This window comes from Qipengyuania sp. CAU 1752 (assembly GCF_054482615.1).
This window is the reverse complement of record NZ_JBTLRE010000001.1, coordinates 1594457-1610713: the sequence shown is the minus strand read 5'-3', so window position 1 is coordinate 1610713 and position 16257 is coordinate 1594457. Positions and strand designations below refer to the sequence as shown.

At 61.8% G+C, this 16257-nt stretch carries 16 protein-coding genes; 8 read left to right on the top strand and 8 right to left on the bottom strand.

Features of this window, described 5'->3' with window-relative positions:
• Positions 1-31: 31 nt before the first annotated feature.
• Both ACXYL9_RS07855 and ACXYL9_RS07850 read right to left on the bottom strand, forming a co-directional pair.
• On the bottom strand, positions 32-883 hold the full coding sequence (locus ACXYL9_RS07855) for an AAA family ATPase (RefSeq protein WP_459039027.1): 852 nt from the start codon (positions 881-883) through the stop codon (positions 32-34).
• A 96-nt stretch (positions 884-979) separates the two neighbouring features.
• Positions 980-2299 carry a serine hydrolase gene (locus ACXYL9_RS07850; RefSeq protein WP_459039026.1) on the bottom strand — a complete coding sequence of 440 codons (1320 nt, stop codon included), beginning with the start codon at positions 2297-2299 and terminating at the stop codon, positions 980-982.
• A gap of 124 nt (positions 2300-2423) precedes the next feature.
• Here ACXYL9_RS07850 and ACXYL9_RS07845 point away from each other — a divergent pair, with 124 nt between their 5' ends.
• Together ACXYL9_RS07845 and ACXYL9_RS07840 are read left to right on the top strand one after the other, a co-directional pair.
• On the top strand, positions 2424-3638 hold the full coding sequence (locus tag ACXYL9_RS07845) for a bifunctional alpha/beta hydrolase/OsmC family protein (protein WP_459039025.1): 1215 nt from the start codon (positions 2424-2426) through the stop codon (positions 3636-3638).
• Positions 3635-3940: a putative quinol monooxygenase gene (locus ACXYL9_RS07840; protein WP_459039024.1), complete on the top strand. Its 306-nt coding sequence runs from the start codon at positions 3635-3637 to the stop codon at positions 3938-3940. Before ACXYL9_RS07845 ends, ACXYL9_RS07840 begins: the two co-directional genes overlap by 4 nt.
• Here the strand turns inward: ACXYL9_RS07840 and parE are convergent.
• Both parE and ACXYL9_RS07830 read right to left on the bottom strand, forming a co-directional pair.
• On the bottom strand, positions 3937-5913 hold the full coding sequence (gene parE / locus ACXYL9_RS07835; RefSeq protein ID WP_459039023.1) for a DNA topoisomerase IV subunit B: 1977 nt from the start codon (positions 5911-5913) through the stop codon (positions 3937-3939). The genes ACXYL9_RS07840 and parE overlap by 4 nt on opposite strands.
• Before the next feature lie 77 nt (positions 5914-5990).
• Positions 5991-7160, bottom strand: a complete 1170-nt coding sequence (locus ACXYL9_RS07830) for a penicillin-binding protein activator (RefSeq protein ID WP_459039022.1) — start codon at positions 7158-7160, stop codon at positions 5991-5993.
• 38 nt (positions 7161-7198) lie between these two features.
• Between ACXYL9_RS07830 and rsmI the strand changes: the two genes are divergently transcribed.
• Genes rsmI through gshB form a run of 3 tightly spaced genes read left to right on the top strand, consistent with a single transcriptional unit; the run spans position 7199 to position 9350 of the window.
• The gene (rsmI, locus tag ACXYL9_RS07825; RefSeq protein ID WP_459039021.1) at positions 7199-8041 is read left to right on the top strand and encodes a 16S rRNA (cytidine(1402)-2'-O)-methyltransferase; all 843 of its coding nucleotides are present in this window, start codon (positions 7199-7201) and stop codon (positions 8039-8041) included.
• Entirely contained in the window at positions 8038-8388 is a 351-nt protein-coding gene (locus ACXYL9_RS07820) for a YraN family protein (RefSeq protein ID WP_459039020.1), read from the top strand. Before rsmI ends, ACXYL9_RS07820 begins: the two co-directional genes overlap by 4 nt.
• Positions 8389-8396: 8 nt before the next feature.
• Positions 8397-9350, top strand: coding sequence for a glutathione synthase (gene gshB, locus ACXYL9_RS07815; RefSeq protein WP_459039019.1), 954 nt, complete (start codon positions 8397-8399; stop codon positions 9348-9350).
• Here the strand turns inward: gshB and ACXYL9_RS07810 are convergent, their stop codons facing one another.
• Genes ACXYL9_RS07810 through rph form a run of 4 tightly spaced genes read right to left on the bottom strand, consistent with a single transcriptional unit; the run spans position 9351 to position 12747 of the window.
• Positions 9351-10247: a tyrosine recombinase XerC gene (locus ACXYL9_RS07810; protein ID WP_459039018.1), complete on the bottom strand. Its 897-nt coding sequence runs from the start codon at positions 10245-10247 to the stop codon at positions 9351-9353.
• Positions 10244-11395 carry a radical SAM family heme chaperone HemW gene (hemW, locus tag ACXYL9_RS07805; RefSeq protein WP_459039017.1) on the bottom strand — a complete coding sequence of 384 codons (1152 nt, stop codon included), beginning with the start codon at positions 11393-11395 and terminating at the stop codon, positions 10244-10246. Before hemW ends, ACXYL9_RS07810 begins: the two co-directional genes overlap by 4 nt.
• Before the next feature lie 9 nt (positions 11396-11404).
• Positions 11405-12034 (bottom strand): RdgB/HAM1 family non-canonical purine NTP pyrophosphatase, encoded by a 630-nt coding sequence (gene rdgB, locus ACXYL9_RS07800; RefSeq protein WP_459039016.1) that lies wholly within the window; start codon positions 12032-12034, stop codon positions 11405-11407.
• Entirely contained in the window at positions 12031-12747 is a 717-nt protein-coding gene (rph, locus tag ACXYL9_RS07795; protein ID WP_459039015.1) for a ribonuclease PH, read from the bottom strand. Before rph ends, rdgB begins: the two co-directional genes overlap by 4 nt.
• 82 nt (positions 12748-12829) lie before the next feature.
• Between rph and hrcA the strand changes: the two genes are divergently transcribed.
• The 3 genes from hrcA to ACXYL9_RS07780 are packed head-to-tail and all read left to right on the top strand — an operon-like array spanning position 12830 to position 16235.
• Entirely contained in the window at positions 12830-13870 is a 1041-nt protein-coding gene (gene hrcA, locus ACXYL9_RS07790; RefSeq protein ID WP_459039014.1) for a heat-inducible transcriptional repressor HrcA, read from the top strand.
• A 17-nt stretch (positions 13871-13887) separates the two neighbouring features.
• Positions 13888-14493, top strand: a complete 606-nt coding sequence (gene grpE / locus ACXYL9_RS07785) for a nucleotide exchange factor GrpE (RefSeq protein WP_459039013.1) — start codon at positions 13888-13890, stop codon at positions 14491-14493.
• Positions 14494-14531: 38 nt separating this feature from the next.
• Positions 14532-16235, top strand: coding sequence for a DUF885 domain-containing protein (locus tag ACXYL9_RS07780; RefSeq protein ID WP_459039012.1), 1704 nt, complete (start codon positions 14532-14534; stop codon positions 16233-16235).
• Positions 16236-16257 lie beyond the last annotated feature (22 nt).

Here is a 16257-nt window from a genome sequence, read left to right as displayed (position 1 = left end):
GGTCGAGAGCGGCCCGGACCCCATTCGCGTATCAGTTCTGGCGGCGTGCCATAAAGGCGAGGCGTTCGAATAGCATGACGTCCTGCTCGTTCTTGAGCAGCGCGCCATGGAGCGGGGGAATGGCGCTGTTGGGATTGGAATCCTGCAGTACTTCCATCGGCATGTCTTCGTTCAGCAACAGCTTGAGCCAATCGAGCAGTTCGCTGGTGGAAGGCTTCTTCTTGAGTCCCGGCACTTCGCGGATCTCGTAGAAGACATCCATCGCCTTCTTTACCAGCTGTTTCTGGATGCCGGGGAAGTGGACGTCGATGATATCCGACATTGTCTGGCGGTCGGGAAACTTGATGTAATGGAAGAAGCAGCGGCGCAGGAATGCGTCGGGCAGTTCCTTCTCGTTGTTGGATGTAATGACCACGATCGGGCGTTCACGCGCGACGATTTCCTCGTGCGTCTCGTAAACGTAGAAAGACATGCGATCGAGTTCTTGCAACAAGTCATTGGGAAACTCGATGTCGGCCTTGTCGATCTCGTCGATCAACAGGACGGGCAGCTGCTCGGCGTCGAAGGCCTCCCACAGCTTGCCCTTCTTGATGTAGTTCGAGATATCGTGGACGCGCTCGTCGCCCAGCTGTCCATCGCGCAGTCGGGCCACCGCGTCATACTCGTACAGACCCTGCTGCGCCTTGGTGGTCGATTTGATGTTCCACTCGATCAGTGGAGCGCCGATGGCCTTGGCGATTTCGTGCGCTAGGACCGTCTTGCCGGTGCCGGGTTCGCCCTTGACCAGCAGCGGTCGGCGCAAGGTGACAGCTGCATCGACCGCAACCTTGAGATCGTCGGTCGCGATATAGCTTTCGGTCCCGGTGAAACGCTTCTCTGCCATCAGTTTTCCTCTGCAACGAATTTTGCGCGTCGTTATCGGGGGTGCCGGATTCTTGCAAGGGGCTCCGTCCGGGCCATTGTTTGGCCGTCCTGCAGTTCAGCTGTGGGGCAGGGCAAGGATACGCATGGCGAACAGTTCTAGCGTGCTGGTGTTGACCACGGCGTCGGGGTTGTTCCAGCCCAGGGTCAAGATATGCCAGTTTTCATCCTGGTCCCGCAGCAACCACGTCAGGTTTAGAACGCCGGGTTCCGACCCGCCCTTGTACCCGATGTAGCTCCAATGCGGCTTGACCGATTCGGATACAGAAGGGTTGACCGCCAAGATCGCGCGCGCAGTCGGGTCCTCGCGCTCGACCACACGGCGCAGGAGGCTACGCAAGTCGGCGGGACTGGCGAACCACTCGACGGTGTCGATCAAGGTCGGGTCGGTGAAGACAGGCGGCGTTATGGCATTCCGGTCGCTGCCGATCTCGGACTGCAATTTGCGCAGCAGGGCGGGTTGTTCGGATTCACTCGCCTGACCGAAACGCTCCCCCCGAAGGGCATCGCCCTTGAGTGCAAACAGTTCGAGCGTGTTGAGGAAGGGAAGCATGGAGTCCGGCGCGCCATGCCCCGATGCGCGGATTTCCCGCTCGATAGCTTCACGGCCCAAATGTGCGATCAACTGATCCGTGGCCGTGTTATCGCTGATCGAAATCATGAGCGTAGCCAGCGTTTGAACTGTAACCGGCGATCCGCTTGGCCAATCCTGCATCATCCCGCTTGGAAATGATCTGGCAGACAGGCGCACTGTCCGATCCCAACCGGTCTTTTGACGAACGATCTGCTCGGCCAGTGCGGAAAGGACATAGAGTTTGAAAGCCGACCCGATTGCCAGGGGCTGCTCGGCACCGAGCGATATCACCGGTGCGCCATCGGCTGGTAGGGGCGCAAACAGCGCGGTTACTTGGCCTGGCAATGTCGCAAGCTCGGCGGTGATCTTGGCCGCGCTGTCGTCGACCGGCTCGAACGCATTGAACAACAGTCCGATGATCTTGCCATCCGGGCCGGGCGCGACAGCCATAGTCCCGCGAGCAATCGCACGTTCGAAACGGACAGCGATATCGGCCTGGCCGTCTGGTCGCAGAGTCACCTTATCGACCCCGACCACAGCGCCGAACTGCGCGGTCATCTGCGCGTTGACGGCCTGCAACTGCGTGGGCGGTACGGCTGCCAGGAAGCTCTCGGCGAAAACCTCCTCCGCCTCTCGTGCTCCCTTGAACACGGCGACAACGTCCGCCGCTCGCTGTGCCAAATTGCCATCGGGTTGCGATGCATCATGCTCCGGCGCCTGCGTGAAAGCACTTGCAGGGACCGCACTTGTGGACGCGATGCCGAACATTCCCAGCGCGCAACTCGTCAAGAGGGAACGGATCATACGAATCTCCTGTTTGCTCTCCAAGCCTATGGAACCACGCTTGCAGACACCACAACCCCTGCAAGACGTCGCCATGGCTCAATCAATGGACTAGGCTCGGGTTGAACCGAGCGAGGGAGCTTCGATGCCGACCGAGAAAATTACCATCACTACCGATGCGGGACACGAACTTGCGGGTGCGCTTGAATTGCCCACCGGGCTGGTACGCGGCGCGGCGCTGTTTGCGCATTGCTTCACCTGCACCAAGCAATCGAAAGCGGCCGTGGCTGTAACACGTGCGCTTGCGCGTGAGGGCATCGCGACCCTGCGCTTTGACTTCACCGGGCTTGGGGGCAGCGAAGGTGATTTTGGCCGCGCTGGCTTCGGCAGCGATATCGAAGACCTGCTGGCATCTGCACGGGCGCTTTGTGACCGCTTTGGCGACGGTATTCTGCTGGTCGGACACAGCTTGGGCGGAGCCGCCGTGCTGGCCGCAGCCGGGATGATGGCGCGCGGCAAGATTGCAGCCATCGCCACTATCGGCGCGCCGTCCGACGTGCCGCATGTGCTGGAGAACGTGAAGGGCGATATCGCTGCAATAGAGCGCGACGGGGAGGGCGAGGTCACCATCGCCGGGCGTACCTTCAATCTCAGCAAGGATTTCATCGACAGGACCCGCGAAGTCGATCTGCTCGCCCAGGTATCACAATTGCGCGTCCCGCTGCTGATCTGTCACTCCCCCACCGACGAGATCGTCGGCGTCGACCATGCTTCCAAGCTCTTCGTTGCGGCCAAACACCCCAAGAGCTTCATCAGCCTGGCGGGCGCCGACCACTTGCTGACCGGCGTACAAGACGCACAATTTGCCGCCAGCGTCATTGCAAGCTGGGCCCATCGTTACCTCCCATTGGCCGACGACTGGCCGATGCCGGAAGAAGGTATCATCGTGCGAACCGGTCACGGCAAGTTCGGGACCGAGGTGCATACCCCGTCCCATCGTTTCGTAGCCGATGAACCGACCAGCTATGGCGGAGACGATACCGGCCCGACCCCCTACGATCTGCTCAATGCTGCGCTCGGCACATGCACCGCGATGACGATGAAGATGTATGCTGATCGCAAGGGCCTGCCGCTGGATAGCGTAAGCGTTCATGTGACGCACGAACGCAAGCACGAGGAAGATCACGGCCACGCGATGGAAAAGGGGATCGATATCCAGGCACTCAACCGGGCAATCCTGATCCGCGGCGACAAATTGACCGCCGAAGATCGGGCAAAGCTCATCGAGATTGCCGACAAGTGTCCCGTGCACAAGACGCTGGAAGGCCACCTGCACATTCACACGAGGAACGAAGAATGATCATAATCACCGGCAGTGTGACTGTGCAGGCCGAAAAGCGCGAAGATGCGCTGGCACTCGGATGCGAACACTCCGCCCGTTCACGCGGCGAGGCCGGATGCCTCGCGCACAATTGTCACGTCGACGCCGAGGACCCGCTGCGGCTGCACTTCTTCGAGAAATGGGCAGATGCAGCGGCGGTGAAGGCGCATTTCGCAGTGCCGGAATCGCGACAATTCATGCAGCAGATGGGCGCCTTCGCCAAGGCTGCACCCGACCTTCAAATCTACCGGGCCGAGACCGTCGATCCCGCAACGCTCTAGGCGTCGATCATGTCGCGATCGATTTCGCCGGCACGGTTCTGAATGAAATTGAAGCGGTGTTCGGGATTGCGGCCCATCAGGCGGTCGACCAGTTCCTTCACCGCATGGCGCTGTTCGTGCTCAGGCGGCAGGGTGATGCGGATCAACGAGCGGCTCTTGGGGTCCATCGTCGTTTCACGCAATTGCTGCGGGTTCATTTCGCCTAGTCCCTTGAACCGGCCGACATCGACCTTCTTGCCCTTGAAGACGGTCTCCTCGAGCTCGGCTCGATGGGCATCGTCGCGAGCGTAGCGACTCTCCTTGCCCGCCGTCAGTCGATATAGCGGGGGCTGGGCGAGGAAGAGGTGCCCTCGCTTCACGATCTCGGACATTTCCTGGAAGAAAAACGTCATCAACAGCGTGGCGATATGCGCGCCGTCAACGTCAGCATCGGTCATGATAATGATGCGATCATAGCGTAGCGCTTCCGGATCGCAGTCCTTACGCATCCCGCAGCCCATCGCCAGCGCGAGGTCAGCGATTTCCTGGTTGGCGCGGATCTTGTCGGCGCTGGCGCTGGCAACGTTGAGGATCTTGCCGCGGATCGGCAGGATCGCCTGCGTTTTACGGTTGCGCGCCTGCTTGGCGCTGCCACCGGCGGAATCGCCTTCGACGATGAACAGTTCGGTTTCACCTTCGCCTTCACCGCTGCAATCGGTCAGCTTGCCGGGCAGGCGCAGCTTCTTCGCGTTGGTAGCAGTCTTGCGCTTGATCTCGCGCTCCCGCTTGCGCCGGAGCCGTTCGTCCATCCGCTCCATCACGCTGCCGAGCAGCGCCTTGCCGCGCTCCATATTGTCGGACAGGAAATGGTCGAAGTGATCGCGCACGGCATTCTCGACCAGGCGGGCGGCATCGGGCGAGGTCAGACGGTCCTTGGTCTGGCTCTGGAACTGGGGATCTCGGATGAACACGCTGAGCATGATCTCGGATCCAGTCATCACGTCGTCGGCGGTGATGTCCTTGGACTTTTTTGTGCCGGTCAGCTCGCCGAAGGCGCGCAAGCCCTTGGTCAACGCTGCGCGCAGGCCTTGTTCATGTGTGCCGCCATCGGGGGTGGGGACGGTGTTGCAGTACCAACTGGTCGATCCGTCCGAATATAGCGGCCAGGCGATGGCCCATTCGACACGACCTTGCTCATCAGGGAAATCCTGATTGCCGGTAAAGGGTTCGGCGGTAACGCATTCGCGGGCGCCGACCTGCTCCTTGAGGTGATCGGCAAGCCCCCCTGGAAACTTGAACACCGCTTCCTCGGGGACGTCTTCGCTGGCCAGCGAGGCCGCACATTTCCAGCGGATTTCGACCCCGGCGAAAAGATAGGCCTTCGACCGCGCCAGTTTGAACAGGCGGGCAGGCTTGAACTGGCGATCCCCGAAAATCTCGGTGTCGGGCGTGAAAGTGACAGTGGTTCCGCGACGGTTTGGCGTAGGTCCAAGCTTCTCGATCGGCCCGACTGCCTGCCCCCGCGAGAACTCCTGCGCGTAGAGCTCGCGGTCGCGCGCGACCTCGACCCTGGTGTGGCTCGACAAGGCGTTGACAACGCTCACGCCGACACCGTGCAAGCCGCCAGAGGTAGCATAGGCCTTGCCGGAAAACTTACCGCCCGAATGGAGCGTCGACAGGATCACTTCGAGCGTCGACTTGCCGGGGAACTTGGGATGTTCATCGACTGGAATGCCGCGCCCGTTATCGGCTATCGAGACCGTGTTGTTTTCCTCGACCCGGATTTCGATGCGGCTGGCATGGCCAGCCACCGCCTCGTCCATGGAATTGTCGAGCACTTCGGCGACGAGGTGGTGCAAGGCGCGTTCGTCGGTCCCGCCGATATACATGCCGGGCCGGCGACGGACCGGCTCCAGCCCTTCGAGCACTTCGATGGAGGAACTGTCATAGTCGCCGCTGGACGCGGGCGTATTCTCGAAAAGATCGTTGGACATGGTAATAGGCTATACGCCCCGGATTCAGGCCCTCACAAGCGGTGCGGCAGGGTTTTGCGCAGCGGCGGCGCCCGCTGTCAGAAGCGCGATGGCGCAGGATCGACGATCACGACGTCGTCACCGCGCACTTCGCGCACTTCCATGGCCCGTTCGACGATACCATTGCGACCAAAGCGGAAAGCTCCATCTAGGCCGAGGAACCCGTCATCGGCATAGAGTTTGCCAGTCGGGAAATCCCGGCCGACGCGCCAGTCGCGCGCGACCCGAAGGGCCAACAGCACGCTGTCATAGCCGAGCGTGGCGATGCGATATGGCTGGCTGCCGAAACGCGAATTGTAGCTGTCGGAAAATCGTTTGAAACGCGCATCCGATACCGCGGAAAACCACGTGCCTCGCAGCGCGCTGGCCTTCGTTACATCACTTTCGCCGCTGAGCAGCTCGGTCGCCAGCAGTTGCGTACTGCCAGCACCGCCGGGTTTGAGAACACCAGCGGCCTGGATGGCAAGCCGGGCGCTGTCAGCGATCAGAACGGTGTCGTATCCACCGCGCGACTGCAGCCTGCGCGCAGCGCCCACGACCGAGGTATTGCCGCGCGAATATTGCTCGATCCCGGCAAGGCTGAGCCCTTCGGCCCGCAACGCCGAGGTTAATGCCAGTTCGGCCCGCCGTCCGTATTCACCATCAGGCACGATGGCAGCGATATTGCGCGCGCCACGGCTCTTGGCATAGGCGATCGATCGGCGGATCGACTGGCCGGGCAAATGACCCATCACGAAGACGTCGGTCGAAGCCACGCTCTCGTCATTCGAATAAGAAATAATCGGGACACCGGCTGGCCGCGCCTCGGCCTGCACCAGAGCGACGTTTTCAGACATCAAGGGGCCCAGAATCAGCTTGTTGCCGTCGGCAATCGCCTTGCGCGCGGCAGACCGTGCGTCGGCGGCGGTATCATAGGTCGTGATACGAAGATTGCTGGCATTGGTATCAAGCAACGCCATGGTCGTCGCATTGGCAATCGACTGGCCCACCCGCGCGTTGCTGCCCGACATCGGCACGAGCAATGCAACACGATGACGACTCTGGTCGGTCGGCAAGGCAGTCGCGCTGGGTTCAGGGGCAGGGCGCTCGGTCTCCACGGCCGGCCCGGTCGAGGCCGTGCCCCCGCCAGGAATGATCTGGCAACCGGCCAGAAACGCCGCCGAACCTGCCACGACCAGTGCCTTGCGCACCAGTTTAAAGCCCATCATACTTGCGACTCCCAGCCCTAATCTTCATGCCTTGTCGGGTGCAGCATCAACTTTCAGCCGAACCCTTGTCTGCGGGTCTCTATATAGTCGCCACGCCTATTGGCAATCTTGGCGATATCACGCTGCGGGCGATCGAGACGCTGGCGCGCTGCGATGCGGTCGCCTGTGAAGATACGCGCGTGGCAGGCAAGCTGCTGAAACATCTGGGCATCAACAAGCCGTTGTGGCGGCACGACGATCATGCTGATGAGAAGGCGCGTGCTGCAATCATCGCCGCGCTGAGTGACAAGGCGGTCGTTCTGGTTAGCGATGCTGGCACGCCGCTGATCTCGGACCCGGGCTATCGCCTCGCCCGCGAAGCCCGCGAGCAAGGTCAACCCGTCACCACCATTCCCGGTGCTTGCGCTGCCATTGCCGGGCTGACGATTTCCGGACTGCCGAGCGACCGTTTCCTGTTTGCAGGCTTCCTGCCGGTGAAGGACAAGGCTCGGCGCGAAGTGCTGCGCGAATTCGGCGCTGTCGATAGTACCCTGGTGTTTTACGAAACCGGCCCGCGATTGGGAAAGAGCCTTGCCGCCATTGCCGAGGAACTGCCCGGCCGTGAGACGGCTGTGGCGAGAGAGTTGACCAAGCTGCACGAGGAAAGCCGACGAGGCGATCCCCAGTCGCTCGCCGCGCATTACGAAGCCCATCCCCCCAAGGGCGAGATCGTCCTGATGGTTGGCCCACCGATCGAGACGAAGTCGCAGGTCGATCCCGACGAAGCCTTGCGCAAAGCCCTCGAGACCATGAAGGCGTCGCAGGCGGCGGGTCATGTCGCCAAGCTGACCGGGATCGATCGCAAGCAACTCTACGCCCGGGCCATGGAACTGAAAGAGTGAAGCGGCAGCGCGCCGAGCAGGAAGGCCGCAAGGGTGAACAACGGGCCGCCCTGTGGCTGCGCGCCAAGGGTTGGTCGATCCTTGCCGAGCGGGTCAAGACACCCGTGGGCGAAATTGACCTCGTGGCCCGGCGCAAGGGCCTCGTTGCCTTCGTCGAAGTCAAGTGGCGCAAGGAGAAGGGCGATCTCGATCATGCCATAGATACGCAGCGGCTCGCACGCGTCGCCGCAGCGGCCGAGGCGGTTGCACATGACTATGCGGGCGCTGACGACGATATCCGCGTAGACGTGATCCTGCTTGCACCGGGAGCGTTCCCGCGCCACATCGCCAACGCTTGGCAACCTTAGGAGCGAACATGTCCCTGCGCGTCGCGGTCCAGATGGATCCGTTGGAAAGCATCAATATCGCCGGTGATTCGAGCTTCGCGCTGATGCTCTCCGCCCAGCAGCGGGGCCACTCGGTCTGGCATTACGATGTCCGTTCGCTTGCATATGAGGATGGTCGGATCACCGCCCATGCAGCCCCTGTTACCGTGCAACGGGTGGAAGGCGACCACTTCTCCGCAGGGGACCGCCGCAAGATTGATTTGGCGAGCGACATCGATGTCGTCCTGATGCGGCAAGATCCACCGTTCCATCTCGGTTACATTTCTGCCGCGCTGCTGCTTGATCGGCTGAAGGGCACGACACTGGTCGCCAACGACCCGCGCGAAGTGATCAACGCGCCTGAAAAGATGTTCGTGCTGGACTATGCGCAGTTCATGCCGCCGACGCTAGTAGCGCGAGAGCTGAGCGACATTCGCGAGTTCCAGGCCAAACATGGCGCGGTGGTGGTGAAGCCGCTGCATGGCAATGGCGGCAAGGCGATCTTCAAGATCGATGCCGATGGCGGCAATCTCTCGGCCCTGAGCGAGGTTTTCAACCAGACCTGGCCCGAACCTCACATGGTCCAGCCCTTCCTCCCCGAAGTGGCCGAGGGCGACAAGCGCATCGTGCTGATCGACGGCGAGTTCACCGGTGCCATAAACCGCAAGCCGGGCAAGGGCGAGTTCCGCTCCAACCTGGCGCAGGGCGGGTTTGCCGAAGCGGCCGGATTGACCCCGCGCGAGGAAGAGATTTGCGCCGCGATGGGGCCCGAGCTCAAACGTCGCGGTCTGGTATTCGTGGGCATCGACGTGATCGGCGGCAAATATCTGACCGAAATCAACGTTACTTCACCGACCGGGATCGTCGCTATCGACAAGTTCAACGGCACCGATACGCCAGCGCTGATCTGGGACGCGATCGAAGCGCGTCACGCGGCGATGTAGTCAGTCCTTCTCGCGTGGATGGGCGCCGCGATAGGCATCGAGCAACGTGGCTGCGTCAACCTTGGTGTAGATCTGTGTCGACCCCAGGCTCGCATGGCCGAGCAACTCCTGCAGACTGCGCAAATCCGCACCGGCACCGAGCAGGTGAGTGGCAAAACTGTGACGCAGCGCGTGGGGAGTGGCGCTGTCCGGCAAGCCCAAGGCCCGGCGCGCTTTCGCGGTCGCCTTCTGTACCATGCCTTGCGACAAGGCGCCCCCCTTGGCGCCACGAAACAGCGGCGCGTCCTTTGACACGGGGAAGGGACAGGCTTCCACATAGGCATCGACCGCTTGCACAATCAGCGGCAATATCGGGACAATACGCTGTTTGCCGCCCTTGCCGGTGACCAACAATTGTTCGCCAATCGGGAGGATATTGCCAGTCAGCGAAAGCGCCTCGGCAATGCGCATTCCGGCTCCGTAGAGCAGCAGCAATACGGCTCGATCACGCTTGCCGATCCAGTCCTCGCTGGCAGTCGCCTCCACCATGTCGGCAAGACCCAGCGCATCATCTGGAGAGACCGGGCGCGGCAGGCCCTTCTTGATGCGTGGCCCGCGCAAGCGCGGCGCGCTGTTTTCATCCGATCCGGTCTCGGCTCGAGCGTAGGCAACAAAGGCCTTGAGCGCCGACAATTCTCGCGCGGCGGAGCTGTTGGCCAGCCCCTCCGCCCTTCGCTGCGCGAGATGGCGGCGCAACGCCGATGCGTTCAGCTCTGCCACTGTCTCCCACGCGCTATACTTGGTCGCATCAAGCAGCCGATCCGCGGCCTTGTGATAGGCCCGCACCGTGTGTGGCGATAGGCGGCGTTCGAGGGCGAGATGGCGATGCCACTGGGCGAGAAGATCGCCCGCGCTCATGTCAGGACGAGTGCCGGGTAAACGAGTTCGCCGAGCAGGGCATCGAGCAAGGGCATACCTGCATTCGACACCGTGACCCGGGAGCCTACCTTGTCGATCATGCCAAGCTGCGAGTATAGCAGCAACCGCTCGTGATCGAGCAGTTCCTTGTCGCGAAGACCAAACCGGGTCGCCAGTGCATCGATATCGACACCTTCGGCGAGCCGCAGCCCCATGACGAGTGCTTCGACGGCCTGGTCGCAAGGCGTCAATGCACTCTCCTCCTGCAGGCCATGGGCGTGCTGACTGGTTGCCGACAGCCAGTTCTCGGGCTTTTTGTGCCGGACAGTTGCAAGGTTGCTGCGCCGCCCGTGTGCGCCCGGGCCGATCCCGCAATAATCCTGGTAGCGCCAGTATGTGAGATTATGTCGGCTTTCCTCGCCAGGCCGCGCGTGATTGCTGACCTCGTAGGCGGGTATCCCAGCAGCCTGCGTCATTTCATGCGTCACGGCGAACAGGTCTGCGGCGGGATCGTCTTCGAGAGGTGTGAACGCTCCGCGGCGGACATCGGTAGCAAAGCGAGTGCCCGGCTCGATAGTCAACTGATAGAGTGACAGGTGGTCAGTCCCGAAGGCCAGCGCGCGTCCCAATTGCTCCCGCCAAGCCTTCGCGGTCTGGTTTGGGAGGGCGTAGATCAGATCGAGGCTGACCCGCTTGAAAGCCTGCTGAGCCGTATCAAGCGCCGCGAGGGCCTCGTTGACACCATGCAATCGTCCCAGGAAGCGCAATGCCTCGTCATCCAGCGATTGCACGCCGAGAGAAACGCGGTTGACACCGGCGTCAGCAAGTCCTGCAAAGTTGGCCGCTTCGACCGAGGATGGATTGGCCTCTAGCGTGATCTCGATATCAGGAGCGAAGCCCCACAAATGCTCGGCCTCCCGCAGCAGGGTCGCGACGAGTGCAGGGGGCATCAGCGAAGGCGTGCCCCCGCCGAAGAATATCGATGTCAGTGCCTCGCCGCCCGCCAGCTTGGCCTCGTGGCGCATGTCGGCCAGCAGCGAACGCTCCCACAAGCCGTAGTCCACCTCAGCGCGGACATGGCTGTTGAAGTCGCAATAGGGGCATTTCTTCGCGCAGAAGGGCCAGTGAATATAGAGCGCGCGCGCCATGACCTTATCCTAGCTACCGAATTGCTCCGCGACCAGCTTGGCAAAGGCATCGGCGCGGTGGCTTACTGCGTGTTTTTCAGCCGGGTCGATCTCGGCAAAGGTCTGCTCACCACCTTGAGGGACGAACACAGGGTCGTATCCGAAGCCCAATTCCCCACGCGGCGGCCAAGTCAGCGAGCCGGGGCAACGGCCTTCATAAATAGCGTGGTCGCCGTCGGGCCAGGCGATGGCGAGGACGCAGTGGAATGCAGCGCTGCGGTCTGTATTCGGCCCCAGTTCCTGCAGCATCCCTTCAACCTTGCCCATTGCCATGTACCAGTCGCGCCCGGGCTTGCCTTCAAACCATTGCCGTTCGGCCCAGTCTGCAGTGTAGACGCCAGGTCGGCCGTCGAGCGCGTCAACCGCCAGCCCGCTGTCATCGGCAAGCGCCGCCATGCCTGAGCTTTCCGCCGCCGTGCGCGCCTTGATCAGCGCGTTCTGGGCAAATGCCGTGCCGGTTTCCGGCGGTTCGGGCAGGCCCAGCGATCCGGCGCTGATGCACTTGACGCCATGCGGCGCAAGCAAGGCCGAGATTTCCTTCAGCTTGCCCGCATTATGCGTCGCAATCACCAGCGATCCGGAGCCGAGCCTGCGCGTCATCTGCCGGTCGCCTTGTCCTGCACCTTGAAGATTTCGCCGCAGCCGATCTGGGCGAGGCGAAGCAGGCGCAGCAGGCCTTCCTCATCATAGGTCGCGCCTTCTGCGGTGGCCTGTGCCTCGGCAATTTGGCCACCTTCGATCAGGACGAAATTGGCATCGGCATCGGCGTTTGAATCCTCGTCATAGTCGAGGTCGAGGACGGGCGTGCCCTGATAGATACCGCAGCTGACGGCGGCGATCTTGCCGGAGATGGGGTCTTCCTTGATCAGGCCCTGCTTCATCAGCCCATCGATAGCGATCCGCAGAGCAATCCACGCACCCGAGATCGAGGCCGTACGGGTCCCGCCATCGGCCTGGATGACGTCGCAATCGAGCGTGATCTGCCGCTCGCCCAGCTTTTTCAGGTCAACAACCGCGCGCAAGGAACGTCCGATAAGGCGCTGGATTTCCTGCGTTCGGCCGGACTGCTTGCCGCGCGCAGCTTCGCGCTGGCCGCGGGTGTGCGTGGCGCGGGGGAGCATCGAGTATTCACCGGTGACCCAACCTTCGCCCTTGCCGCGCAGCCACGGCGGGATCCGGTCTTCGACGCTAGCCGTGCACAGCACGCGTGTATCGCCGAAGCTGATCAGGCAGGAGCCTTCCGCATGGCGGGTATAGCCGGTCTCGATAGTGATGGCGCGCATCTCGTCGGGCGCACGTCCGGAAGGTCGCATGGATATCCTTTCAGGTGAGTCGTTGCGCCTGCGTGTGAAGCACAGACCTTGAGGCTGCAAGGCCACACGCTAAAGAGAGGGGATGGCAAGTCCTCCTGTAACCGAAATGACCGAACGCGCGCGGACGATTTTTCGCCTCGTGGTCGAGGGATATCTCGATAGCGGGCAGCCCGTCGGGTCCAAGGCCCTGGCGGGCGAAAGCGGGCTCGACCTGTCTCCGGCCTCGATCCGTTCAGTCCTCGCAGACCTCGAATCGATCGGTTTGCTGGCCGCTCCGCATACCAGCGCGGGACGGATGCCGACCGAGACCGGGCTGCGATTGTTTGTCGATGGCATGATGCAGATGGCTAAGCCGACCAAGGCGGAGCGCGATGCCATCGCCCGGCGTCTCGGCCAGTCCGGGCCGATCGAGCAGGCGCTGGAGGCGACCAGTTCGATGCTGTCCGACCTGTCGGGCGCAGCCGGGATGGTCATGGTGCCAAGCCGCGAGCCGCGACTGGCGCAGGTGAGCCTGGTGCCGCTGGGGCAGGGCCGCGCACTTGCCGTCCTGGTCGGCGAAGACGGTGCCGTCGAGAACCGGGTAATCGAGATAGGCGACACGCCGGCAAATGTGCTCGAACAGGTCAGCAATTATATTACTTCACGCCTCACCGGACGGACTCTCGCGGAAGCGACGGCAGCGGTGCGTAAGGAAATAGCACAAGGGCGCACGGCGCTCGACAAGGCCAGCCAGGACCTGGTCGAACGCGGCCTCGCGGTCTGGACGGAAGACGCTGCGAAGCGTCCCGTGCTGATCGTGCGCGGACAAGCCAATTTGCTCGACGAGGCTGCGCTTGAAGATCTAGACCGGGTCCGATCGCTGCTCGACGACCTCGAGAACAAGCAATCTGTCGCCGAATTGCTGCAAACTGCCCGCGAAGCCGATGCCACCCGCATTTTTATCGGTAGCGAGAACCGGCTGTTTGCGCTGAGCGGATCGTCGGTGATCGCTTCACCCTATCATGATCGTGAAGGAAAGGTAGTTGGCGTCTTGGGGGTGATCGGGCCGACGCGGTTGAATTACGCACGGGTCGTCCCCATGGTGGATTTCACAGCCCGTTCACTGGGCAAGTTGATCGGTTAACCGGAAACAATCAGACCATGATCGAAGACAAAAAGCAGGAAGCTGCGACCAAGACAGATATCGACAAGGAAATGGATGGCGTGCCCGAGCATTTGCGCGATGACGGCGGCCTCGACGATGATGCAGAAAGCGAGGAAGAGGGCGAAGACCTTTCCGAACTGATTGCGCAGCTGAAAAACGACCTCGAGGCGGCAAAGCAGGAAACGCTTTACGCCAAGGCCGATACGCAGAATGTCCGCCGCCGAATGGAGAAGGACGTGCAGGACGCTCGTGCCTACGCAGCAACTGGGTTCGCCCGCGACATCCTCTCGGTGGCCGATAACCTGACCCGTGCCGTTGACTCCATTCCGCAGGAATTGCGTGAGGACAGCAAGTTCAAGGGACTGGTCGCCGGTATCGAAGCGACCCAGCGCGAGATCGACAAGGTGTTCGGCCAGCACGGCGTGACCCGCATCGCTGCCATGGGCCTGCCGCTCGATCCCAACCAGCACCAGGCCATGCTTGAGGTGCCGACTGATGATGCAGAACCTGGCACCATCGTGCAGGAAATGCAGGCCGGCTACATGATCAAGGATCGCCTGCTCCGGCCGGCCATGGTCGGCGTGGCCAAGAAGCCAGACTGAATACGCACCGCGCAATATCAACGGCAGGAGTATCGTTTGTGAGACATTTGCTCCTGCCGTTGGCTGCGCTTTTCGTGTTGATCGGGATACCTGCCGCTGCTCACGAGACCGATTCTGACCTAGCTGCGTTAGCCAAGCGGTACGAACAGCACTGGGAAGAACGCAGAGAGGCGCGTTCGGTTACGCCCGAAAGCTATCGGCAAAGTGCAGCATTCGCAGGCGAATTGCTCGCCGAACTCGCCACTTTGGATGAGGCTTCGCTCACGCCTGCCGAAAAGATCGATGCCGCGGTACTGCGCACCCTCCTTCAACAGCAATTGGGCGATGCCCGCTTTCGCGAATGGGAAATGCCATTCGATAGCGACAATAATTTCTGGAGCTATCTCGCCGGTCGCAGCGGATATCGCACCGTTGAGCAGTATGACGAATATATCGCCGAAATGCGCGACCTGCCGCGCTATTTTGCCGAACACATCGCCAATGCGCGAAGCGGTCTGGCCCGAGGGTTTTCTGTCCCCAGGGTGACGCTTGAGGGCCGCGACGCTTCGCTCGCAGCCTATGTTGTCGAAGATTACCGGCAAAGCCCGTTCTGGGTGCCGTTTGCGGACTTTCCGGCGAGCATTCCGGCCGACGAACAGACGCGGCTGATGCGCGAAGCGAAGGATGCTATCGAGAGAGCTGTGACACCGGCTTATGCCGACCTCATCGGCTTCTTCCGCGATGAATACCTGCCTCGGACGCGCACGACGCTTGCTGCGAACGCCATGCCTGATGGCCCGGCCTATTACGCACAGCAAATCCGCGAATATACGACCCTCGACCTGACCGCCGAGGAAATCCATCAAATTGGGCTGGCAGAAGTCGCGCGCATCACTGCCGAAATGGAAAAGGTGAAGGCAGAAGCGGGCTTTGACGGCTCACTCGACGAGTTCGTGACTTTCCTGCGTACCGCCCCGCAATTCGTCGCCAAAACTCCTGACGAACTGATGGGCGTGTCCGCGTACACGGCCAAGCGGGTCGATCTGAAGCTGGGTGACTTTTTCGGCTTCCTGCCGCGTCACCGCTTCGGGATTGTCGAGGTCGATCCTGCTATCGCGCCGTTCTACACTGCTGGACGCGGCGGGTACGAAGCGTGCCAGATGAACACTTTTGACCTGCCTTCCCGCCCACTTTACAACATCCCCGCGTTGACCCTTCACGAATGTGCGCCGGGCCACAGTTTCCAGGCAGCGGTGGCGAAGGAGCAGCCCGAAGCGAGCGAGTTCAGGCGCGACACCTATTTCTCCGGCTTTGGGGAAGGCTGGGGGCTTTACGTCGAATATCTCGGCGAAGAGATGGGCATCTATCGCACGCCTTATGAACGTTTTGGCAGGTTGAGCTACGAGATGTGGCGCGCGGTGCGGCTGGTGGTCGATACCGGCATCCACCACTATGGCTGGAGCCGCGAGCAAGCGGTGGATTATCTCGCCTCGCGCACGGCGTTGTCGACGCATGAGGTCAATACCGAGGTCGACCGCTATATCAGCTGGCCGGGCCAGGCGCTGGCCTACAAGCTGGGCGAGATGACAATGCGGCGGGTACGCGCCAAGGCCGAGCGCGAATTGGGCGAGGCGTTCGACATCCGCAAGTTCCACGATGTCATGCTGTCGCTCGGCTCTGTTCCGCTGCCAGTCCTGGAGGAGCGGATCGACGCCTTCATCGCCGTAGGCGGCCCCGGGCTGGACGGCGTCGAATACGAATGAGGAAAGGGCCGCTCCTGAAGGA